Annotated in this window: 20 protein-coding genes; 17 read left to right on the forward strand and 3 right to left on the reverse strand. The window is 55.3% G+C overall.

Annotated elements, in window-relative coordinates; genetic code table 11:
• The first annotated feature begins 80 nt into the window (after positions 1 to 80).
• The 14 genes from argS to iscX all read left to right on the forward strand — a co-directional run bounded on the left by argS (position 81) and on the right by iscX (position 13303).
• Positions 81 to 1757, forward strand: coding sequence for an arginine--tRNA ligase (argS, locus tag MCM46_14455; GenBank protein MCG3113015.1), 1677 nt, complete (start codon positions 81 to 83; stop codon positions 1755 to 1757).
• Positions 1757 to 2965, forward strand: a complete 1209-nt coding sequence (gene tgt / locus MCM46_14460) for a tRNA guanosine(34) transglycosylase Tgt (protein MCG3113016.1) — start codon at positions 1757 to 1759, stop codon at positions 2963 to 2965. The genes argS and tgt overlap by 1 nt, the downstream gene beginning before the upstream one ends.
• 27 nt (positions 2966 to 2992) lie before the next feature.
• Positions 2993 to 3343: a preprotein translocase subunit YajC gene (gene yajC, locus MCM46_14465; GenBank protein MCG3113017.1), complete on the forward strand. Its 351-nt coding sequence runs from the start codon at positions 2993 to 2995 to the stop codon at positions 3341 to 3343.
• On the forward strand, positions 3340 to 4974 hold the full coding sequence (secD, locus tag MCM46_14470; GenBank protein ID MCG3113018.1) for a protein translocase subunit SecD: 1635 nt from the start codon (positions 3340 to 3342) through the stop codon (positions 4972 to 4974). The genes yajC and secD overlap by 4 nt, the downstream gene beginning before the upstream one ends.
• A 43-nt stretch (positions 4975 to 5017) precedes the next feature.
• The gene (gene secF / locus MCM46_14475) at positions 5018 to 5941 is read left to right on the forward strand and encodes a protein translocase subunit SecF (GenBank protein ID MCG3113019.1); all 924 of its coding nucleotides are present in this window, start codon (positions 5018 to 5020) and stop codon (positions 5939 to 5941) included.
• Positions 5942 to 5946: 5 nt separating this feature from the next.
• Complete coding sequence (locus MCM46_14480) at positions 5947 to 7458, forward strand: DnaJ domain-containing protein (GenBank protein MCG3113020.1); 1512 nt, start codon at positions 5947 to 5949, stop codon at positions 7456 to 7458.
• A 120-nt stretch (positions 7459 to 7578) separates the two neighbouring features.
• The gene (locus MCM46_14485) at positions 7579 to 8010 is read left to right on the forward strand and encodes an Rrf2 family transcriptional regulator (protein MCG3113021.1); all 432 of its coding nucleotides are present in this window, start codon (positions 7579 to 7581) and stop codon (positions 8008 to 8010) included.
• A 22-nt stretch (positions 8011 to 8032) separates the two neighbouring features.
• Positions 8033 to 9247: an IscS subfamily cysteine desulfurase gene (locus tag MCM46_14490; GenBank protein MCG3113022.1), complete on the forward strand. Its 1215-nt coding sequence runs from the start codon at positions 8033 to 8035 to the stop codon at positions 9245 to 9247.
• 36 nt (positions 9248 to 9283) lie between these two features.
• Positions 9284 to 9667 (forward strand): Fe-S cluster assembly scaffold IscU, encoded by a 384-nt coding sequence (gene iscU / locus MCM46_14495; protein ID MCG3113023.1) that lies wholly within the window; start codon positions 9284 to 9286, stop codon positions 9665 to 9667.
• Between the two features lie 12 nt (positions 9668 to 9679).
• Complete coding sequence (locus tag MCM46_14500) at positions 9680 to 10030, forward strand: iron-sulfur cluster assembly accessory protein (protein ID MCG3113024.1); 351 nt, start codon at positions 9680 to 9682, stop codon at positions 10028 to 10030.
• A gap of 136 nt (positions 10031 to 10166) precedes the next feature.
• Positions 10167 to 10874: a Fe-S protein assembly co-chaperone HscB gene (gene hscB, locus MCM46_14505; GenBank protein ID MCG3113025.1), complete on the forward strand. Its 708-nt coding sequence runs from the start codon at positions 10167 to 10169 to the stop codon at positions 10872 to 10874.
• Positions 10875 to 12710 (forward strand): Fe-S protein assembly chaperone HscA, encoded by a 1836-nt coding sequence (hscA, locus tag MCM46_14510; protein ID MCG3113026.1) that lies wholly within the window; start codon positions 10875 to 10877, stop codon positions 12708 to 12710.
• A gap of 9 nt (positions 12711 to 12719) precedes the next feature.
• Positions 12720 to 13055 carry a 2Fe-2S iron-sulfur cluster-binding protein gene (locus MCM46_14515; GenBank protein ID MCG3113027.1) on the forward strand — a complete coding sequence of 112 codons (336 nt, stop codon included), beginning with the start codon at positions 12720 to 12722 and terminating at the stop codon, positions 13053 to 13055.
• A gap of 35 nt (positions 13056 to 13090) precedes the next feature.
• Entirely contained in the window at positions 13091 to 13303 is a 213-nt protein-coding gene (gene iscX, locus MCM46_14520) for a Fe-S cluster assembly protein IscX (GenBank protein ID MCG3113028.1), read from the forward strand.
• 17 nt (positions 13304 to 13320) lie between these two features.
• Here the strand turns inward: iscX and MCM46_14525 are convergent, their stop codons facing one another.
• From MCM46_14525 to MCM46_14535, 3 genes are read right to left on the reverse strand one after another with little or no spacing between them, the layout of a single operon-like run.
• Positions 13321 to 13578 carry a hypothetical protein gene (locus MCM46_14525; protein MCG3113029.1) on the reverse strand — a complete coding sequence of 86 codons (258 nt, stop codon included), beginning with the start codon at positions 13576 to 13578 and terminating at the stop codon, positions 13321 to 13323.
• A 9-nt stretch (positions 13579 to 13587) separates the two neighbouring features.
• Positions 13588 to 13935, reverse strand: a complete 348-nt coding sequence (locus tag MCM46_14530; protein MCG3113030.1) for a DsrE family protein — start codon at positions 13933 to 13935, stop codon at positions 13588 to 13590.
• A 4-nt stretch (positions 13936 to 13939) separates the two neighbouring features.
• The gene (locus MCM46_14535) at positions 13940 to 14251 is read right to left on the reverse strand and encodes a DsrE family protein (protein MCG3113031.1); all 312 of its coding nucleotides are present in this window, start codon (positions 14249 to 14251) and stop codon (positions 13940 to 13942) included.
• A gap of 424 nt (positions 14252 to 14675) precedes the next feature.
• On the opposite strand from MCM46_14535, the gene MCM46_14540 reads away from it, so the two are divergent.
• From MCM46_14540 to MCM46_14550, 3 genes are all read left to right on the forward strand, one after another.
• The gene (locus MCM46_14540; protein MCG3113032.1) at positions 14676 to 16703 is read left to right on the forward strand and encodes a PAS domain S-box protein; all 2028 of its coding nucleotides are present in this window, start codon (positions 14676 to 14678) and stop codon (positions 16701 to 16703) included.
• A gap of 102 nt (positions 16704 to 16805) precedes the next feature.
• Positions 16806 to 17864 carry a chemotaxis protein CheB gene (locus MCM46_14545; protein MCG3113033.1) on the forward strand — a complete coding sequence of 353 codons (1059 nt, stop codon included), beginning with the start codon at positions 16806 to 16808 and terminating at the stop codon, positions 17862 to 17864.
• A 138-nt stretch (positions 17865 to 18002) separates the two neighbouring features.
• Positions 18003 to 20981: a PAS domain-containing protein gene (locus MCM46_14550; GenBank protein MCG3113034.1), complete on the forward strand. Its 2979-nt coding sequence runs from the start codon at positions 18003 to 18005 to the stop codon at positions 20979 to 20981.
• The last annotated feature ends 31 nt before the right edge of the window (positions 20982 to 21012 follow it).

A 21012-nucleotide genomic window follows, 5' to 3' on the forward strand; every position in this document is an offset into this window, starting at 1 on the left:
GCTTCAAGTGAAGATCGCTCGCCGAGAATAAAAGGTCGGCCGCCTGTTCACGGCGGCTTCATACATGCCGGGAAGAATCGATGAAAGCCATATTAACGGGTCTCCTGACGGAGGTCATCGCGGAGGCCCGAAAGCAGGGGAAGCTCAAACAGGGGAAGAGCGCCCAGATCATTTTGGAGGTCCCGAAGCGGGAGGGGCAGGGGGATTTTGCGACGACATTGGCCCTCTCTCTTTCAAAGGAAGAGGGTCGTCCGCCGCGGGAAATCGCTTCGGACTTAGTCGCCCTGCTCCAGGGACGCTCCCCGCTGATCGAAAAGATCGAAATCGCCGGCCCCGGTTATATCAATTTTTTCCTGAGCAAGGACCATTGGTATCAAAGCCTCCTCGACATCCGAGAGAAGAAAGGCCGATACGGTCAGACCTCGATCGGGGGGGGAAAGAAGGTCCAGATAGAGTTCGTCAGCGCCAATCCGACCGGCCCGCTCCATGTCGCGCACGGCCGGGCGGCCGCATTGGGGGATGCATTGGCCCTTCTTCTCCAGGCGGTCGGTTACCAGGTGGACCGGGAATATTATATTAATGATGTCGGCAATCAGATGAATCTGTTGGGCCGATCGACTTATCTTCGTTACCGGGAGCTCTTCGGCGAAAAGGTGACCTTTCCGGACGAGAGTTACCGGGGTAGTTATATTATCGAGATCGCCGAGGAGATCAAGAAATCAGCCGGGGACCGGTATCTGACCGGTTCCGAGGAGGAGCACCTTTCTTTTTTCGTTCGGACGAGTTATCAGACGATCCTCGGATGGATCCGGCGGGACCTGGATCAATTCGGTGTTCGCTTCGATCGGTGGTTTCCCGAAGAAGATCTTTACCGGAACAAAGAGGTCGATGCCTCCCTTGAATTCCTGAAATCGGCGGGGGTTCTCTATGAGCAGGACGGCGCCCTTTGGGTCGCGACGACCCGCTTTGGGGATGATAAAGACCGGGTGGTGATGCGGAGCAATCGGCAGATGACCTATTTCGCATCCGACATCGCTTATCACCGGAACAAATTCGAGCGGGGATATGATCGGCTGATCGACATCTGGGGAGCCGACCACCACGGCTACATCGCCCGGGTCAAAGCGGTCGCCGCCGCCATGGGCTATTCTCCCGATCGGCTTGATATCCTGATCCACCAATTGGTCAATCTCCTCCGCGAAGGAAAGCCGGTGGCGATGTCGAAGCGCTCCGGTGAGTTCGTGACGTTAAGAGAGGTGATGGATGAGGTGGGGGTCGATGCGACCCGGTTCTTTTTTTTGATGCGCCGATCCGATACGTCGCTCGATTTCGATCTCGATTTGGCCAAGAAGGCTTCTACCGAAAACCCGGTCTATTACGTTCAGTATGCGCACGCCCGCGTCTGCAGCATCCTCCGCGTGGCGACCGAACGGGGACTGAATGTGGAAGAGGAGATTCAAAATGCGAAATTGGCCGATCTGACGGTTTTGGATCTTCCGGAGGAGCAGGCGCTGATCAAACAGCTCTCCAATTATCCCGATCTGCTTCAATCGGCCGCGGAGGTATTGGAGCCTCACCGATTGACCTTCTACCTTCAGGAGTTGGCGGGAATGCTCCATCGCTATTACTTCGATCATCGCGTGGTGACGGAGGATCTTCCCCGAACGCGCGCCCGGCTCGTCTTGATGGCGGCGGTCCAGATCGTCTTAAGGAATGCCCTGGCCATTTTAGGGGTGCGCGCGCCGGAGCGGATGTAATGGAGCGGATTGAAATCGATACGGCGACCGGGAAAAAAGAAGCACACGCGGGGGAGCACTTCCGGCTCCTTCACTCCACCAAGGAGACACCCGCGCGGCGGGGGGTGGTCCGGACCCTTCACGGCGAGATTCAGACCCCGGCCTTCATGCCGGTCGGAACGTTGGGAAGCGTCAAAGGAATGTCGCCCGAAGATCTCGAACGGCTCGGCGCGCAGATCATCCTCGGCAATGCATACCATCTTTACCTTCGCCCGGGACACGAATTTATCGCGCGGCGCGGCGGACTTCACTCCTTCATCGGCTGGAACCGTCCGATCCTCACCGACAGCGGCGGCTATCAAATCTTCAGCCTGAATCTTCTGACGAAGGTGACCGACGAGGGGGTGACTTTCCAGTCTCATCTCGACGGCTCGCGCCATTTTATTACACCCGAAAAGGCGATCGAGATTGAGGAGGGATTGGGGGCCGACATCATCATGGCCTTCGATGAATGCCTGCCCTATCCGTCCGACTACGCGAAGACGGTCGCCTCGCTCGAACGGACGCTCGACTGGGCCCGCCGCTGCAAAGCGGCGCATCGACGGGGTGACCAATTCCTTTATGGCATCGTCCAGGGGGGCTTCCACGAGGATCTTCGGAAAAAAGGGGCCGAAGGTCTGCTGGAGATCGGATTTGACGGGATCGCCATCGGCGGCCTCTCGGTGGGAGAGCCGCAGGAGCAGATGCTCCATATTTTAGACGAAGTGGTTCCGCTGATTCCGGAGACGTTCCCCCGTTATTTGATGGGGGTTGGCACACCGGAAGATCTGGTGGAGGGGGTGATGCGGGGGGTCGATCTGTTCGACTGTGTTCTTCCGACGCGGCACGCGCGGACCGGATCGCTCTTTACCTCTCGCGGGGAAATTCATATTAAGAATGCGCGGTATACGGAAGATGACCGGCCGCTCGACGCCGATTGCGGCTGTTATACCTGCCGAAACTTTTCGCGGGCCTACTTGCGACATCTCTTCATGGCAAAAGAGCTCCTGGCAATTCGGTTGAATACCCTGCATAACCTGTATTATTATCTCACCCTCATGGAGGGTTTACGTCAGGCGATTGAGAAGAACACGCTGGGGAGTTTCCGAAACGAATTCTATCAGAAGCGAATCCGGAGATCGAAGGGGCGGAGTCGGAAGCCTGAGTGTTTTCACCCCCCATTTTTTTAATTCCGGATATACTACTAGGAGGTTGCGTTGCTGGAATGGTTTGAATCAACTGCATGGGCACAGGCGGGAGGAGCGCCGGCGGCGCCCGGAAATCCGATGCTCTCATTTATCCCGTTTATTTTAATTTTTGTTATTTTTTATTTTCTTTTGGTCATGCCTCAACAAAAGAAGATGAAAAAACGGAAGTCGATGATCGAGGCATTAAAAAAAGGGGACCGCGTGACGACCACGGGAGGGATCATCGGAACGGTGACCAATCTTTCCCCAGATGTCGTGACGATTCAGATTGCAGAGGGGGTACGGGTGAAAGTGGGACGAAATTACATTGAAGAGGTTCAAACCGCAGAGGCCGGAGGGGCCGAGGAGCGGGCGAAATGAAGAAAGGAATCCGAGGACGTTTGGTTTTCATTCTGCTCACGGTCTTTGTCTCGATCGTTTTCTTCCTTCCGTCGACCCCGCTCTACTCGAAGCTTCCCTCCTGGTGGGGCCGGTTTTTCCCGGACAAGGGGATTACCCTTGGGCTCGATCTCCAAGGGGGGATGCATTTGGTGATGGAGGTCGAAGGGGAAAAAGCGGTCGACAACACGGTGGAGCGAACCACCGAGAGCCTCAAGAGATCATTGGAGGAGAAGAATCTGGCCGCGCAATCGATCCGAAGGGAAGGAAGGGATATCCTTCTCTCCTTTGCTCCGGAAAACAAAGAGGCGATTTCTAAAATCCTCGATGAAGACTATCCCAACCTGGCGACGAAGCAATCAGGCTCGGGGGAGATGGTTCTCACGCTTCGGGAATCGGAGGTCAACCGAATTCTGGAGTCGGCCACCTCCCAGGCGTTGGAGACGATCCGGAACCGGATTGACCAATTCGGCGTGACCGAACCGCTGATTCAGAAGCAAGGGGCCAACGAGCTCCTGGTCCAGCTTCCGGGGGTGAAGGAGCCGCAGCGGGCGATCGAATTGATCGGGCGGACGGCCCAGCTCGAGTTCAAGCTGGTCGATGATCAGGTCCCGATCGCGCGACAATTTCCGTTCGAGATCGAGGCGGACCAGGAAGAGGCCTTTGTTCAGGAGTATCAAGCCCAAATTCCTCCGGACGACCAGATCCTCTTTGAACGGATGGAGAACGAAGAGACCGGCAAGGTCGTCAAACGCCCGTTTCTGGTCAAGCGCCAGGCGGCGCTGTCGGGAGATTTGTTGAGTGACGCCCGTGTGTCGATCGGGGAGTTCAATGCGCCGTATGTCGCCATCACCTTTGATCCGGTCGGCGCAAGGTTATTTGAGAAGGTGACGGAAGAGAACCGGCGCCGGCGCCTGGCGATCGTTCTCGACAACACGGTCTACTCCGCCCCGGTCATTGAGGAGCGGATCTCCGGCGGCCGGGCTCAGATCAGCGGCACGTTTACGATGGATCAGGCGAACGACCTATCGATCGTTCTCCGGGCCGGTGCGCTTCCGGCGCCGGTAAAAATCATCCAGAACGTGACCGTGGGACCCTCCCTGGGGCAAGATTCGGTCGAGAATGGATTAAAGGCGGGGATGATTGGGACCCTCCTGGTCGTCTCGTTCATGATTATTTATTATCGGGCCTCCGGTTTGTTGGCCGACCTGACGATGGTTCTCAATATTGTTTTGTTGCTGGGGGCGATGGCCGCTATGAATGCGACCCTGACCCTGCCGGGCATTGCCGGAATTATTTTGACGATCGGGATGTCGGTCGACTCGAACGTGTTGATCTTCGAGCGGATTCGGGATGAGCTTCGGGCGGGAAAACCGGTTCGGCTGGCGGTCGATGGGGGCTACCACAAGGCTTTCTCCTCCATTTTTGACTCCCATGTGACGACGCTGATTACGGCCTTTGTCCTCTTTCTCTTCGGGACGGGTCCGATCAAGGGATTCGCCGTTTCGCTCTCGCTCGGTGTGATGATCAATCTCTTTACCTCTTTGATCGGGACCAAAGTGGTTTATGATTTTATCAACAGCCGGTGGAAGCTGCAGAAGCTGAGCATCTGACGCGGCCGTTCGTTCTTTTGTCCGCGGATGTATAAGGAGGTTTATGTTTCAAGTATTTAAAAATACCAACATCGATTTTATCGGAAAACGCCATCTTTTCTTCGCCCTTTCAGGGGTGCTGGTCGCGTTGGGTCTCGTGGCCCTGGTGCGAATCTCTCAGGGAGAGGCGAATCTCGGAATCGATTTTGCCGGGGGGGCCGCCATCCAACTCAGATTCGAACAGCCGATCCAGATCGAGGAGGCCAGAGCCGCCCTGGAAGAAGGGGGGGTGAAAGGGGCCGAACTTCAAGAAGTCGTCGCGGAGAATAAGCTGCTGGTCCGCCTGAAGCAGGATATCGTCCAGAAAAATGTGGTGGAGCAGGTTCAGGAGGCGCTGAACAAAAAATTTTCAGGGAATCAATTTACGGTGGAGAGCAGCACCGAAATCGGGCCGACCATCGGAGAAAAACTTCGGAAAGATGCGTTGTTGGCGGTCACGATCTCGATCATCGGAATCATTATTTATATCGCGTTCCGATTTGAATTCCGATTTGGGATTGCAGCGACCCTCGCGACCTTTCACGACGTCCTGGTCGTTCTGGGAATTCTCTTTCTCCTGAACAAGGAGATCACCCTCTTGATCGTCACCGCCCTCCTGACCATTGCCGGCTACTCTTTGAGCGACACGGTGGTCGTCTTTGACCGGATCCGGGAAAATCTCAGGCTGCAGAAGAAGGAATCGTTCCAGCAGATTGTCAACCGCTCCATCAATGAGGTCCTCTCCAGGACGTTCATCACCGGCGTGACCACATTTTTGGTTCTCTTGGCGATCTTCTTCTTCGGCGGAGAGGTCATCCGTGATTTTGCTCTTGCGATGCTTTTTGGATTGATCGTCGGGACCTATTCCTCCTGGTTTATTGCAAGCCCGCTGCTTCTCTTGTGGGAAAAGAGAGCCAAGGTGTTGAAAAGAGCTTCTACACAGAGCTGAGAACAATGACCGCAACCCCCATCCTTCCTTCCGGCCGGCTCCGGGACACCCGGTTGCCGGTCCTCCTGCAGCTTCTTCGAAGCGAGCTTAAAACCGGCGTTCTCACCCTCAAACGAAACGATTTGAACAAGTCGATCTTTCTCCAGGAGGGGGACATTATTTTTGCCTCTTCACTCTACTCCGATGATCGTTTGGGAGAGGTGCTCCTGAAGGCAGGGAAGATCAACTTTAGGCAGTACGAGATTTCCGTCGATCTGCTGAAGAAGACCGGCAAGCGGCAAGGAACCATTTTGGTTGAACAGGGTTTCATTGCTCCGAAGGATCTCTTCGAAGGGGTGGTCTTTCAGGTAAGAGAGATTGTTTTGAGCCCTTTTACCTGGGTCGAGGGAGATTATGAATTTATAGAAGGACCGCTCCCTTCGGAGGAGGTGATCACGCTCCAGATCAGCACGGGGGATATTATTCTGGATGGGATTAAGCGGATCCAGGATTGGAACCGGTTGATCCGCGATCTCCCTCCGCTTAATAGTGTCCTACACCTTTCCAACGATCCCCGCTCTCTTTTTCAGAGTGTGAACCTCAGCGCGGCCGAGCGTGATCTCCTCCGTTTGATAAACGGGGAGCGGACTTTGCGTGACGTTCTTTCGGGATCAACGATGTCGTCGATGGATTGCGCCAGGGTGCTCTATTTTTTTATCACGGCGGGGATTTTACAGCCGGCTCTCCAAGAAACGGAAGGGGCCGAAAAAGTCGATCGGCAGGACCATCATCAAGATCATCAAAAAGAAACGGAAGAGGTGCCTCCTGCCGTCGAAGAGGAAGTTCTAAAGCAAGCTTTTTTCGACGAGGAGAAAGAGGCGACCGTCCAAAAGATTCGTGAAGCTTACCTGCAGATGGAGAATCAGAATTATTACGAAATATTAAAGGTGACCCCCTCGGCGGGTCGAGACGAGATTAAGAAGGCTTATTTTAGGTTGGCAAAGGAATACCATCCGGATCGTCACTTTGAAGCCGAAATGGGTCAGGTAAAAAAAGAACTGGAAAGCCTCTTCGTCCGGATCACCCAGGCCTACGACACGCTCTTGGTAGAAAAGAAGAGGAAGGTCTACGATTCCGAGCTGGCAAGTGGAAAACAAAATCAGAAACAGGCGGAGCCGACACATCGGGATTTTTTTTCGCGTGGACAGGCCGCGCTCCAGAAAGGGGATCTTCGGGACGCCTGTTACTTCTTTCAGGAAGCCATTGATAAGATGCCGGAAAGAATCGATAAAGCGATCTATTATTTGCGGTACGGCCAAGCAATGGCGCGCATTCCAGGCAAGCTGCGCGATGCAGCTGAAATTCTAAAAAAGGGGGTTGCCTTAGATCCCACCAGGACCGAATTCCATGTGGAGTTAGGTCTGATCTACAGTAAGACCGGATTGACACAGAAGGCGGTCACTTCCTTCGCAGAAGCCCTCAAAAGAGATCCAAATAATAAAATCGCAAAAGCAGAAATCGAAAAACTCCACCCCTAGATTTTTCCAAATCGGCCGTGAATTTTCGGTTGACATGGGTAAAGTGCTGTGTTATGTTTATATCCGACTAAACTAGTCGCCGATTAAAATGGTCGGCGATTCTCTTTATCAGAGAGCATTATGCTAAAACTAACAAAAAAGACAGACTATGCGCTCATGGCAATCAATTATATGTCCTGCCAAGGGGAAGAGTTCATCGCAAACACCCGAACGATCTCGGAAATATATAATATCCCATTGGAATTGTTAGCAAAAATACTTCAGAGGCTTGCAAAAAAAGGGGTCATCGTCAGCCAAAATGGACCGAAGGGTGGATATATCCTTGCCAAAGAACCCTCGGCGATCACCGTGGGTGAGGTGATCCGAGCGATAGAGGGTCCCGTCCAAATTATCCGGTGCCATGATGGAGAGAATACGTGTTTACAAACGGAACGTTGTACGGTCCGAAGCCCGCTCCGCAGAATTGAAAGCAAAATTATCGAGCTTTTAGATAAGACAACCCTCGATCAAATGTATCGAGAGGAAGTCATCGAAGAAATTACGGTTCGCTGACCGTTTACTAGAGGAGTTTATGTTGAAATTCCCTATTTTCATGGATAATCATTCGACCACACCGATGGACCCCCGTGTTCTGGAAGCGATGCTTCCCTATTTTGTCGAAAAGTTCGGTAATGCCGCCAGTCGAAATCATGCGTTTGGCTGGGAAGCCGAAAAAGCGGTCGATCAGGCACGCGAACAGATTGCTCATCTGATTCATTGTGATCCGAAAGAAATTATCTTCACCAGCGGTGCAACCGAGTCGGACAATCTGGCCCTCAAAGGGGTCGCCGAGATGTATCGGGAGAAGGGGAACCATATTATTACGGTGGTCACTGAACACAAGGCGGTTTTGGACAGCTGCAAACGTCTAGAGAAGATGGGATATGAAGTCACTTATCTTCCGGTCAAGGCCGATGGAATGGTCGATCTCGATCTGCTCAAAGCGGCCATCACCGAAAAGACGATCCTGATCTCGGTGATGATGGCAAACAATGAAATCGGCGTAATCCAGCCGGTGGCCGAGATCGGCAAAATTGCCAAGGAACGAGGGGTCATTTTCCATTGCGATGCGACACAAGGGGTCGGTAAAATTCCGGTGGATGTCCAGGCGATGGGAATCGATGTGATGGCCTTCTCGGCCCACAAGATGTATGGCCCGAAGGGAATCGGCGCTCTTTACGTGAGGAAGAAAAATCCACGTGTCCGAATCGCGCCCATTATCGACGGCGGAGGGCATGAGCGGGGGATGCGATCGGGTACGCTCAATGTCCCTGGGATCGTCGGTTTTGGAAAGGCGTGCGAGCTTTCCGACAAAGAGATGGTTGAAGAATCGGCCCGCCTCACCCAGCTGCGGGAGAGACTCAGACAGGGGATTCTCAAGGGGTTGGATGAGGTTTATTTGAATGGAGATCCGATTCAACGGTTGCCGGGTAATCTCAATATGAGTTTTGCTTATGTCGAAGGAGAGTCACTTTTGATGGGTTTGAAAGAGATCGCCCTCTCCTCAGGATCGGCCTGTACCACCGCCACGTTGGAGCCGTCTTACGTTCTACGCTCCTTGGGGGTTGGGAGCGATTTGGCCCATTCTTCACTTCGATTTGGGTTGGGACGTTTCAATACGGAAGAAGAAGTCGACTACGTCGTTCAACGCGTGGTCGAGACGGTTCGACGGCTTCGAGAGATGTCCCCGCTCTATGAGATGGCCAAAGAGGGGATTGATCTTAAGAATGTTCAGTGGACACAACATTAATCTGATCATCTATTTCAGGGGTAGAGGAGAAGCGAAATGGCATACAGCAATAAAGTGATCGACCACTACAATAACCCCCGAAACGTCGGGTCGCTTGACAAGAACGCTCCTGAAGTTGGAACCGGAGTCGTCGGCGCGCCGGAGTGCGGGGACGTGATGAAGCTTCAATTGAAAGTGAGCAACGGCGTCATCGAAGATGCCAAATTCAAGACATTCGGCTGCGGCAGCGCCATCGCCAGCTCCAGCTTGGCCACGGAGATGCTCAAGGGGAAAACACTCGATGAGGCAACGGGGATCAAAAATACCGACATCGTCAACGAGCTGAATCTTCCTCCGGTGAAAATACATTGCTCGGTTCTGGCGGAAGATGCGATTAAGGCCGCCATCGCCGATTATAAGAAGAAAAACGGTCTGGCTTAAGCAGGAGGCAAGATGGAATCGACAACGAATCAGGAGCAGGTGATCGCTCTTACGCCGAATGCGGTGGCGGCGGTCAAAGAGATTATTGAGAAAAAAAACCTCGGCCAGGCCGGTTTGCGGGTCGGGGTACAGGGAGGCGGCTGCTCGGGTCTCTCGTATAACCTGAATTTTGAAACAGAGGTGACCCCCCACGATACTTCTTTCGAGGTGGACGGCCTTCGGGTGATCGTCGATCAGAAAAGCGCGATTTACCTTGCCGGAACGACGCTCGACTTCAGCAAAGAATTGGTCGGGGGAGGTTTCAAATTTCTCAATCCGAATGCGAAGCGCAGCTGTGGATGCGGCGAGTCTTTCTCTGCATGATGTTCACCTGAGGAATAGGGTAGAGTGACACTCGGCGGCCTAAGTTGTGCGAGGCCGCAGCCGAGAAAAGGGTGATTGTGGATCTCGGAAGGGCCCCGTGAGGGGCCGTTCTATTTTCTAGACCTGGGATTTTAAATTGAAGCTCTCTGGAACATCGGAAATCACAAAAAGAGCCTGTTGGAAGTGCGGTGCTCCGATCGCGTCGCTCGATGTCTGCACCGAATGTGCCGCCTTGCAGCCTTTTCCAGAAGGGATCGACTATTTTACCCTGTTTGGAATCGGGCCTCGTTTGAAGATCGATCCGGCCGGGCTCGAAGCGACGTTTTATGCATTGAGCCGCAAGTTCCACCCCGATTTCTATCAAAAGAAATCTTCGGAGGAGCAGGCGATCAGCCTCGAGAATTCGGCCCTTGTGAATAAGGCCTACCGCACGCTCAGAGATCCTCTTCAAAGAACGGAGTATTTAATCCAACAGTTCGATGGCGGAAACGCCGTTTCAACGGAGGCGCCGGCCGATCTTTTTGATGAGATTTTAGAACTGCAGGAATTATTGGAGAGTGTGAAAGAAAGCTCGGGTGATTCGAGCCGAAGGGGGCAACTCCGCGATGCCCTTACGAATGAGCAAGCCCGGTTTGAGCAGATTCAGGATCAGGGGAAGCAGGCGCTGGAGCGGATTGCGACCGAATGGGACGGGCTCCAAGAGATTTCGGAGAAAAGGGAATGGACGGAAGAACAGCGGCGGCTTCTTTCAGGGATGAAGAAAATCGTGTCGCGCCGCGCTTATCTCGATCGAGTATTGAACGACATTCAAACCGGAATTGAAACGTTAGAGAAAGGAAGTTAGATGCCGAGAGTGGTGGGAATCGATCTGGGGACCACGAACAGCCTGGTCGCCTACATGGACAAAGGAACTCCCCGGGTCATCGCGGACGCGCAAGAGAGGGTCATTCTCCCCTCCGTCGTCTCATTTGGATGGGAAGGCCGACCCGACGGCGTGATCGTCGGAGAAGAGGCGAAGAAACATCTGATCACCCACCCGGATCGAACGATTTATTCGATCAAGCGTTTCATGGGAAAGGGGATGGAAGATGTCGGCGGCGATCGATCCTTCGTCCCTTACGCGCTCTCGGGAGGGCAGCAGGAGGTCGTCCGGATTTCCGTCGCCGGGAAGCTCTATACCCCCCCGGAGATCTCCGCCTTTATCTTGAGAGAGCTGAAGCAGCGGGCGGAGGCATTCTTCAAAGAGCCGGTCCGCCAGGCGGTCATTACCGTTCCGGCCTATTTCAACGACAGCCAGCGGCAGGCAACCAAAGACGCCGGGAAGATCGCCGGGCTTGAAGTGCTTCGAATCGTCAATGAGCCGACCGCTGCATCGCTCGCTTATGGACTCCAGAAGAAGAAAGAAGGAACGATCGTCGTCTACGATCTCGGCGGGGGAACGTTCGACGTTTCGATCCTGAAGATTAAAAACGGCATCTTCGAGGTTCTTTCGACCAACGGCGATACCCATCTCGGCGGCGATGATGTCGATCGACAGCTGATGCTCCTGATCGCTCGCGAGATCTCGGCTCAGAGCGGAACCGATCTTTCCAACTCGCCTGATGTTCTTCAGGAGATCCGGTTGGCGTCGGAGGAGGCCAAGTGCCGGCTTTCATTCGAAGAGAAGGCGGAGATTGCGCTCTCTTTTCCCGATAAAAAGATCGATTATCGCCGGACGATTTCACGGACCGATTTCGATACGCTCATCAATGACTTCGTCGAGAAGACCTTGGGGCCGTGTCGTCAGGCGCTGGCCGATGCCCATCTCAAACCGGAACAGGTCGATGAGGTGATTCTGGTCGGTGGATCGACCCGGATTCCGCTGGTCAGAAAAAAGGTCGCCGATCTCTTCAAGAAGACCCCTCACAGCGAGTTGAATCCGGACGAGGTGGTGGCGCTCGGTGCCGCCGTCCAGGCCGATATCCTCGCGGGCGGGATCACCAACATGCTCCTGCTCGATGTGACCCCCCTCTCGCTCGGGATTGAAACGATGGGCGGGGTCGTCAGCCGGTTGATTCCGAGAAATACCACGATCCCGACGAGCGCAAAGGAGTCGTTCACGACTTTTGTGGACGGGCAGAAGTCGGTCTCGATTCATGTTGTCCAGGGGGAGCGGGAGTTGGTGAAAGATTGCCGGAGCCTTGCGAAATTCAATCTGACCGAGATCGATCCGATGCCGGCCGGCATTCCGAGAATTGAGGTGACCTTCATGATCGATGCCAACGGCATCCTCAATGTGACCGCCAAGGAGTTAAGGAGCGGGAAGGCGCAGTCGATCGAGGTGAAGCCGACTTATGGATTGACCGATGGAGAAGTCGAAAAGATGATCTCCGATTCGATCGAGCACGCCCGTGCGGATCTCAACGAACGGATGTTCATCGAAGCGCGAAACGAAGCGGAGTCGGTGCTGCGTCATACGGAGAAGGCCCTCTCCCAGGGGGCGGCATTGATCGCTCCGGCCGAAAAAGCGGAAATTGAAAAAAGCATGGCCGGTTTAAAAGAGGCGATGAACGGAACAGACCATCATCGCGTGCGCGAAGCGCTCGACCGGCTCGATCAGTCGACGAAGCAGCTTGCCGAAACGTTGATGAATCAAACATTAAAAGAGACGCTTCAGGAAAAGAAGCTCTCTGATTTATAGAAAGAGACCATGCCGAAAGTGACTTTTAAATTAGGAGATGTGGGACAGGACGTGACCGTCGAAGCGAAGGAGGGGCAGTCGATCCTCGACGTGGCGCTCGACAATCATATCGACCTGGAGCACAACTGCGGGGGAAACTGCGCCTGCACCACCTGTCATGTGATCGTCCGGGAAGGAACGGAGAAACATCTCTCCGAAATGGATGAAGACGAAGAAGACCGTCTCGATACGGCGGAGGGGTTGACGCTCACCTCCCGGCTCGGGTGTCAGGCCCGGATCAAAGGAGATGTCGTGGTCGAGATTCCGAAGAACACGCAGACGTTCCGAAAAGCCGAGCAGCACTGACGCGAAGGGCATTTGTCCTAACGGAGGGAGATTCGATGAAAATGGGCTGGCACGATTCCGAGGAAATTGCGATTTTGCTCTTGGAGAAACATCCGAATCTCGATCCCCTCACGGTCCGGTTTACCGATCTGCACAAGATGGTGACCGAGCTTCCCGGCTTCGAAGACGACCCGAAGAAGTCGAACGAGGCGATCTTGGAGGCGATCCAGATGGCCTGGCATGAGGAATATCAGGACGCCCAGGGTTGACGGCCGGATCGGGAGACTTACCAGGTTACGACGCTCTCCGAATCGAGGATATATCCCAGCATTTCTTTATAGCCGATCGGAGGATGGGCCGGCGTCTCTCCCCCCTTCAGATCATCCGCCAAGGCGAAGACCTCCCCCTTGATCCCTTTTAATTCAAGACCGACCGCATCCTGGATCAGGATAATGACCAGCTCGTTCGATTCGGACTGCCTCCGGATGATTTCCAGAGGGGCCGGATCATCCTTCCGCTTTAAAATGTGCAAAATCCTTTTCATCGGCTCTTTCTAAAAAAGGGCGAAACGTTGGGCGGCCGCAATTTTTTCGGCGATCTCTTTTTTTGAGAGGGAGACCGTCTTGTAATCGCTCTCGGAGAGAGCGACTTCTTTGGCGCTTTCCTGATCGATATAAAAGGTGGGGATAAATTCCTGGAGGGTGGAGAGGAACTTCTCCGCCATCTCGCCGTCGACGAAGGTGTCGGTATCGGGCGTTAAGAGAAGCGGCGCGCGGCCGGTAAGGATCACCTCCACCGCATGATCTCCGGAGGCGAGACCGAGGGCGATCCGGATCCCTTCGACGGCGCGGTGACTTGTCTCGGGATCGCTTCGAATCAGGATGACGACGCTGCGTGTCATTCGGTCAATTAAATGTGACGAAACGGTCACATCCTTTCACCAGATCGGAGAGAACGACCAGCCCGCAGAAGACCGCCTTGTCGCTCGTCGGAATGCCGCGGCGCTGCGCGCCGTAAGCGCAGAGAAAGAGTTTTACCCCATTCTGCTTCAGCCGCTCCATCTCGGGACGGTCTACATTCCGCACCCCCTCGTCGATCAGGTAGAGATAGGTGTCAACCCCCTGACGAAGGGCCTCGTTTGCGAGAGAGGTGACGGTGGTCAGGTTTTTGTCTTCCGGAGGGGTTGATAAGAGAATGCCCAACTTCTTTTTTTCCATCGGCCCGACTTTAACACCTGCAAAACCGCGTTGTCAACTTTGACGCCATTCCGGCAAGGAATCTTTCGGCTGAAAAGCGGGCGGACGTCCTGAGCCCGGTCGTGAAAAATTTGCCTTGAACTCTCCGAAAGAGACGCGATATCTTGTGAACATGCACGCGCGTCGCATTTCTCGAAGCTTGCTGCGAAGGTTAGACGCGCGAATACAAATGGAGTCTTTCCATCTTTTCGGGTCGAAGATTCCCCGCAGCTTGCTGCGGGGGCTTCAATCGCCTAAGTATACTCCCATATTTGTCTTGATATTTTTTTGTGGATCGGCGTCCTTGATCAATAAGCGCGTAGAACCGTCATCCCCCTTACGGAAAGGGGGCGAAGAGGGGACTATGATGATCTTGGCTTTTACCGGAACATAAGCGGGCGGATCGATGCAGGAACCAGGAAAAATAAGCCAGGGAAGGGGAGCGAAGGGAAGGAACAAGCCGCGCGTGGTCGGAATTGAGAAACTCGTTCGCGAACTGGAGATTTATCAGCGCGAGTTGGAGGTCCAGAATGAAGAACTCCGGCAGGCGCAGTCCAATCTGGAGCTCTCCTGCGACCGTTTTTCCTCCCTGTACGATTTCGCTCCGGTCGGTTACTTCACCTTCAGCCGGAGCGGCCTCATCTTAGATGTGAATTTGAAAGGGGCCAAACTGTTGGGTGCCGAGCGCGCCGGTCTGGTGAAGACCTCCTTCTCAGTTCATCTCGATAAGGGGAGTCGATCGTCCTTTATCACTTATCTGAGGCGATTGTTCCAGGAAGGACATCCGGAGAGATGCGAGGTGCGGCTGCGTCCGGGCCGCGGGATGCTCTTTGCGGCCCGGATTGAGAGTGTGGTCGTCAAGGACCGCGAGCAGGGGCGGGTCTCTCGATCGATGCTGATCGATATCAGCGATCGCGTTCAAGCGGAGGAGGCGCTGCGGGATTCGGAGGAAAGATATCGCCTGCTGTTCGAGAGCAATCCCCACCCGATGTGGGTCGTCGATACCGAGTCGTTTGCCTTTTTGGCGGTTAACGAGGCGGCGATCGATCATTACGGCTACAGCCGGGAGGAGTTTCTCTCCATGACCATTCGAGACATCCGCCCGGCGGAAGAGGTCTCCCTCCTGACGGAGGGGCTTGCGAAATCGTCCGGGAGGCCCGTTTGCGCGGGGGTGTGGCAGCATCGAAAAAAGGACGGCACCGTCATCGATGTGGAGATCACCGGGCAGCGGATCTTTTTCTCCGGAAGGAACGCCCAACTGGTGATTGCGAACAACGTCACCGAGCGCAATCGGGCCCAGTCGGCGTTGCGGCAGAGCGAGCGGCGGTTCCGCGTGTTGATTGAGAACAGCTCCGATGCCATTGCCCTGTTGGATGCGAGCGGGAAAATTTTCTATGCGAGCCCCTCCACTTTGAGAATCTTCGGCTACGTCCCGGAAAAGCTGATCGGAAAAACGGCGCTCGAACTGATCCACCCCGAGGATCGGGGAAGGATGAAACATCTTTTCTCGGATCTCGCCAAGCGGTCGGAGGGAGAGGCGACGGCCGAGCTCCGTTTTCGGCACAAGAGCGGCGTTTGGCGCTGGGTGGAGGGAATCGGGAGCAATCTGCTTCGGGAGCCGGGGGTCCATGCCATCGTCGTCAATTACCGCGACATCACCGAGCGGAAGGAGGCGGAAGAGGCGATCGGGGAGAAAAATTTACGGATTGAGGAGGCGAGCCGCGCGCGCAATCGGTTCTTCTCATATATGTCGCACGAGCTGAAGACCCCGGTCAACAGCATCGTCGGCTTTGCGCAGCTGCTTCGAAACGGCAACTACGGGGCCCTCGCCCCCGAGCAGACGGCGGCCGTCGGCCGGATCAATAACAATGCCCGAGAGCTCATCCATCTTATCAACAACATTTTGGATTTAGCGAAGCTGGAGACGGGGAAGATCGGGCTGCAGGCGGTGGAGTCCAATCTTAAGGAGCTGGTCGACAAAGTGCTCCTCAACTTCGAGCCGCTGCTGCAGGAGAAGGGGCTTCGGTTCCGGAAGGAGATCGATCCCGACTTCCCGGAGCGTTTTTTGACCGACCCGATGCAGGTCAGGAGCATTCTGATGAACCTGATCTCCAATGCGGTGAAATTCACCGAGCGGGGGGAGATCCGGCTAAGACTGATGCGCCTCGCGCAAGGGGGGATCCGGTTGGAGGTCTCCGACACCGGGATGGGGATTTCGGAGGAATATCTCGGGAGAATTTTCGAGGAGTACGAGCAGAGAGGGGTGGTGCGGGAAGCCAAAGGAAATTACACGGGGGGGAGCGGGCTGGGGCTCGCAATCGTTAAGAAAATGGTCGATCTTCTGAGCGGCCGGATCGAAGTCGCCAGCACCCCCGGCGAGGGAACGGTCTTCACCGTCTTTATCCCTGAAGCCCCCCCGAACGACATAAAATGACACAAGCATCGCTGGAAGACCTTTCATCGAGGTCCGGCGACCGTATTGATCTAACATTCCGAGCGTGTCACAATAGATTATCAATATGGTGAAAGGAGCAACATGGCCGGAAGAAAGTCTTCGGGGCGGAGCGGCAATGGTAAAGGTGTTCCGGTAAAGCAAAGGACGCATGATATCATCGTCATCGGCGCGTCGGCCGGGGGGGTGGAAGCGTTAAAGGAACTGGTCGGCGGTTTTCCTCCCGATTTGGCGGCATCGGTCTTTGTGGCCCTCCACATTGCTCCGACCTCGCCCGGCATTTTGCCCGATATCTTGAGCCGGTGCGGGCCGCTCCCGGCGGTTCACCCGAAGAATGGGGAGGCGATTCAGCCCGGCCGAATCTATGTGGCCCCCCCCGATCACCATTTGACCTTGGAGCCGGGCTATATTTGGGTGACGCGGGGGCCCCGCGTGAACGGCCATCGTCCGGCGGTCGATCCCCTTTTTCGAGCCGCGGCGCGCGCCTATGGCCCCCGTGTGGTCGGCGTGGTCCTGACCGGGTCGCTCGATTGCGGAACCGCCGGTTTGATGTCGATCAAGGCCCGCGGCGGGGTGGCCGTCGTTCAAGACCCGAATGAGGCGATTGCCTCCGATATGCCTCGCAACGCGATCGCTCATGTCAAGGTCGATCATATTCTTCCCCTCTCCAAGATTCCTTCTCTTATTGCGCGATTGACCCGGGAGCCGATCAGCGGAAAGGAGGTGATGGCCGTGGAGATAAAGAATATGAAAAAGCGATCGTCAATCACCTGTCCCGAATGCCACGGTTCGATGACCGAGTCGGAAGTGAACGGGTTCATCCAATTTCAGTGCCATGTGGGACACATCTTCTCCATGGACGGGATGGCGTCGGCGCAGGCCGAGGCGCTGGAGGCGGCCCTTTGGGCGGGGGTGCGCGCTCTGGAGGAGAGCGAGGATCTGGCCCGACGGATCGCCCAGCGGTCGGAGCGGAAAATAGGAGGTCGCTTGATCGAGAAGGCAGACGCGATGAGGGTGCATGCCGACCTGCTTCAGAAGGTCCTCCTGGGGGGAGATTGGATGCTCTCCTCCGACGAAACCCACCAGATTCGAAAACGGGATAAGAAGGAAAGAAATAAAGTTGATGCGTCACGGAATCTCTAAACAGACCTTTTAATCGTCCTCTCTTTCTCTCGATTCAAAGTAGAATCTCCCAACGATATATGTTAATCTCCAAGGGAACGAATCTCGACTCGCCGCGACCAGGTCGTCGCGGCGGATCGGCGGCGTCCCAATCAAAGAATGAAAAAAGAGAAAACGAACAAGAAAACCTCCCGGAAGCCACCGGCCCCGCGCGCATCGGCGCGCAAGGCGGCGCCGCCGGAGCCCCCCTTCTCTGGGAATGAGTTGCCTGTCGTCGGGATCGGCGCCTCGGCGGGGGGGCTGGAGCCGATCGAGACCTTTTTCGATCGGATCTCCACCGACAGCGGGGTGGCCTTCGTCGTCGTCCAGCACATGGACCCCCACCACAAGAGCATCATGGCTGAATTGCTCGGCCGCCACACCGAGATGCCGGTCCGGATGGCGGAAAATCGGATGCAGGTTGCGCCGAACACCGTCTATGTGAACCCGCCGGGGAAATACCTCACCCTCTTTCATGGAATGCTTCATCTCAGCGACCCCGACCCCGATCAGGGGGTCCGTTTTCCGATCGATTCTTTCCTTCGCTCCTTGGCGGAGGACCGGGGACATCGGTCGGTTTCCATCCTCCTCTCCGGGGGAGGAACCGACGGGACGCTCGGTCTTAAGGCGATCAAGGCCGCCGGCGGAATGACGATGGTTCAGGAAGAGGGTTCGGCCAAGTTCGGCGGCATGCTCCGAAGCGCCGTCGCCAGCGGGAGCGTCGATTATGTCCTGCCGGTGGAAGAGATGCCGAAAGAGGTGATCCGGTACATCCGGCACCCCTACACCGCAAAGTCGGCCCCCCCTCCGGAAGCGGTCGAGCCGACCTTCGTCGATCGGCTGGAGAAGATCTTCATAGTCCTCCGTTCCCAGACCGGGCACGACTTTTCCCTCTACAAACGAAACACGATCTGCCGGCGGATCGAACGGCGGATGGCCCTGCACCAATTCAGGCAGGTCGGCGATTACCTCCGTTATCTCCAGCAGAACAAGGCCGAGGTGGAGGCCCTCTTCAAGGAGCTTCTCATCGGGGTGACCAGCTTTTTCAGGGACATCGAGGCGTTTACGGCGCTCCAAACAAAAGTGATTCCTCATCTTTGTGAGGGGAGGGAGGCCGAGCGTCCGATCCGGATCTGGGACGCCGCTTGCTCGACCGGAGAGGAGGCCTATTCGATCGCCATGCTGGTGAGCGAAGAGATGGAGCGGCTCGGCCATTTTTATAAGGTCCAGATCTTCGCGACCGACATCGACGAAGAGGCGCTTGAATTCGCGCGGGCGGGACTTTATCCGGAGTCGATCGCCGCCGATGTCACCCCGCAGCGGCTGCGCCGTTTCTTCGACAAAGAGGGGAGCAACTACCGGGTCAAGAAGCAGATCCGTGAAATGGTCATCTTCGCCAAACAAGACCTGATCAAAGACCCTCCCTTTTCGAAGCTCGATCTCGTTGTTTGCAGAAACCTCCTCATCTATCTGAGCGGGGTCTTGCAGAAGAAAATCCTTCCCCTCTTTCACTACACCTTGAATCCCGACGGTTATCTGATGCTCGGCCCCTCCGAGACGATCGGAGAGCAGGCGAATCTCTTTTCCATGCTCGATAAGAAGTGGAAGCTCTTTCGCCGAAAGAGCGCTGCAAAGGTCGCCGTCGAATTTCCGGCGATCCCTGTGGCCAAGGCGGCGGCGGGCCCGCTGAAAAGAGAGACGCGGTCCGCGTCCGAATCCGACGTCGTTCGTCTGGCGGAGAAGGTTTTGCTCGACGAGTACGCCCCTTCCTCCGTCATCGTCAACGAGAAGTACGAGATCGTCCACTTTCGGGGCCGGACCGGGCCCTATTTGGAGCATCCGACGGGGGAGGCCTCCTTCAATATTTTGAAGATGGTGCGCGAGGGGCTTCGGATCGAGCTGCGCGGCGCCGTGCACAAGGCCTTCACGAAGCGGGAAAAGGTGGTCCATTCCGACATCCACGTTGAAGCCAACGGCAAGGCCCGGACGATCCGCCTGACGGTCCAGCCGTTCCAGCAGAAAGCGATGGAGGGCTTGGTGATGGTGATCTTCGAAGAGGTCGTTCCATCCGTTTCTGGCGGCTCTGGAAAACAGAAGAGCGCCGCGCAGGTCGATCAGCGGACGCTCGATTTGGAGCAGGAGTTGAACATCACCAAGGAGACGCTGCAGACGACGATCGAAGAGCTGGAGACCTCCAATGAAGAGCTCAAATCGACCAACGAGGAGATGCAATCGACGAATGAGGAGCTGCAGTCGACCAATGAGGAATTGGAGACCTCCAAGGAAGAGCTGCAGTCGATCAACGAAGAGTTGGTCACGGTGAATTCCGAGCTCCAAAACAAAATCGACGAGCTCTCCCAGGCGAATAACGACATGATGAACCTTCTCAGCAGCACCGATGTCGGAACGATCTTTCTCGACAGCTCCCTTCGCATCAAACGTTTTACCCCCGCGGTCGCCAAGGTCATTCATCTCATTCCCTCCGACGTCGGCCGGCCGATCAGCCATATCACCTCCAACCTCGTTTGCGAAAATTTTGCCGCCGATATCGAGCAGGTGCTCCGGACGCTCATCTTCAAGCAGACGGAGCTTCAAACGCAGGAGGGGGAGTGGTATTTGATGAAGATCCTTCCCTACCGGACGATGGAGAATCGGATCGACGGGGTGATTATTACCTTCTTGAACATCACCGAGCTCAAGCGGTCGAAAGTGGCTCAGAAAGCGCTCCTCGATTATACCAACGGCCTGATCGAAGCAATGGACCAGCCGTTGGTGATTCTGACCAAACGATTGCGGCTCTTGTCGGCCAACGAGGCGTTCTACAAGATGTTTCGGATTCGAAGAGAAGAGAGCGACGGCCAGCTTCTCTTCAATCTCGGCGGAGGGCAATGGAACATCCCCGCGTTAAAAAAGGCGCTGGAGGAGAGTCTTACCGATCATTTAGCGGCTCGGACCATCGAGGTGGAGCAGACGTTCCCCGAACTCGGGAAGAAGCGGCTGAAGATCGGTCTTCACAAGCTCAATCTGAAAAAAAACGCCGTCATGGAGGAAGAGGAGTTGATCCTTTTGTTTTTCGAGGAGCGCACCTCTCCTCTTTAGTATCAAATTTAGTATCAAACGAGGCATTCAG

The sequence above is a fragment of the Candidatus Manganitrophus morganii genome (assembly GCA_021651055.1).
Taxonomy (GTDB): domain Bacteria; phylum Nitrospirota; class Nitrospiria; order SBBL01; family Manganitrophaceae; genus Manganitrophus; species Manganitrophus morganii.

Coding starts and splice junctions, on each gene's coding strand:
- argS (MCG3113015.1), top strand. CDS start 81: ATGAAAGCCATATTAACGGGTCTCCTGACGGAGGTCATCGCGGAGGCC.
- tgt (MCG3113016.1), top strand. CDS start 1,757: ATGGAGCGGATTGAAATCGATACGGCGACCGGGAAAAAAGAAGCACAC.
- secD (MCG3113018.1), top strand. CDS start 3,340: ATGAAGAAAGGAATCCGAGGACGTTTGGTTTTCATTCTGCTCACGGTC.
- secF (MCG3113019.1), top strand. CDS start 5,018: ATGTTTCAAGTATTTAAAAATACCAACATCGATTTTATCGGAAAACGC.
- MCM46_14480 (MCG3113020.1), top strand. CDS start 5,947: ATGACCGCAACCCCCATCCTTCCTTCCGGCCGGCTCCGGGACACCCGG.
- MCM46_14485 (MCG3113021.1), top strand. CDS start 7,579: ATGCTAAAACTAACAAAAAAGACAGACTATGCGCTCATGGCAATCAAT.
- iscU (MCG3113023.1), top strand. CDS start 9,284: ATGGCATACAGCAATAAAGTGATCGACCACTACAATAACCCCCGAAAC.
- MCM46_14500 (MCG3113024.1), top strand. CDS start 9,680: ATGGAATCGACAACGAATCAGGAGCAGGTGATCGCTCTTACGCCGAAT.
- hscA (MCG3113026.1), top strand. CDS start 10,875: ATGCCGAGAGTGGTGGGAATCGATCTGGGGACCACGAACAGCCTGGTC.
- MCM46_14515 (MCG3113027.1), top strand. CDS start 12,720: ATGCCGAAAGTGACTTTTAAATTAGGAGATGTGGGACAGGACGTGACC.
- iscX (MCG3113028.1), top strand. CDS start 13,091: ATGAAAATGGGCTGGCACGATTCCGAGGAAATTGCGATTTTGCTCTTG.
- MCM46_14525 (MCG3113029.1), bottom strand. CDS start 13,578: ATGAAAAGGATTTTGCACATTTTAAAGCGGAAGGATGATCCGGCCCCT.
- MCM46_14530 (MCG3113030.1), bottom strand. CDS start 13,935: ATGACACGCAGCGTCGTCATCCTGATTCGAAGCGATCCCGAGACAAGT.
- MCM46_14535 (MCG3113031.1), bottom strand. CDS start 14,251: ATGGAAAAAAAGAAGTTGGGCATTCTCTTATCAACCCCTCCGGAAGAC.
- MCM46_14540 (MCG3113032.1), top strand. CDS start 14,676: ATGCAGGAACCAGGAAAAATAAGCCAGGGAAGGGGAGCGAAGGGAAGG.
- MCM46_14545 (MCG3113033.1), top strand. CDS start 16,806: ATGGCCGGAAGAAAGTCTTCGGGGCGGAGCGGCAATGGTAAAGGTGTT.
- MCM46_14550 (MCG3113034.1), top strand. CDS start 18,003: ATGAAAAAAGAGAAAACGAACAAGAAAACCTCCCGGAAGCCACCGGCC.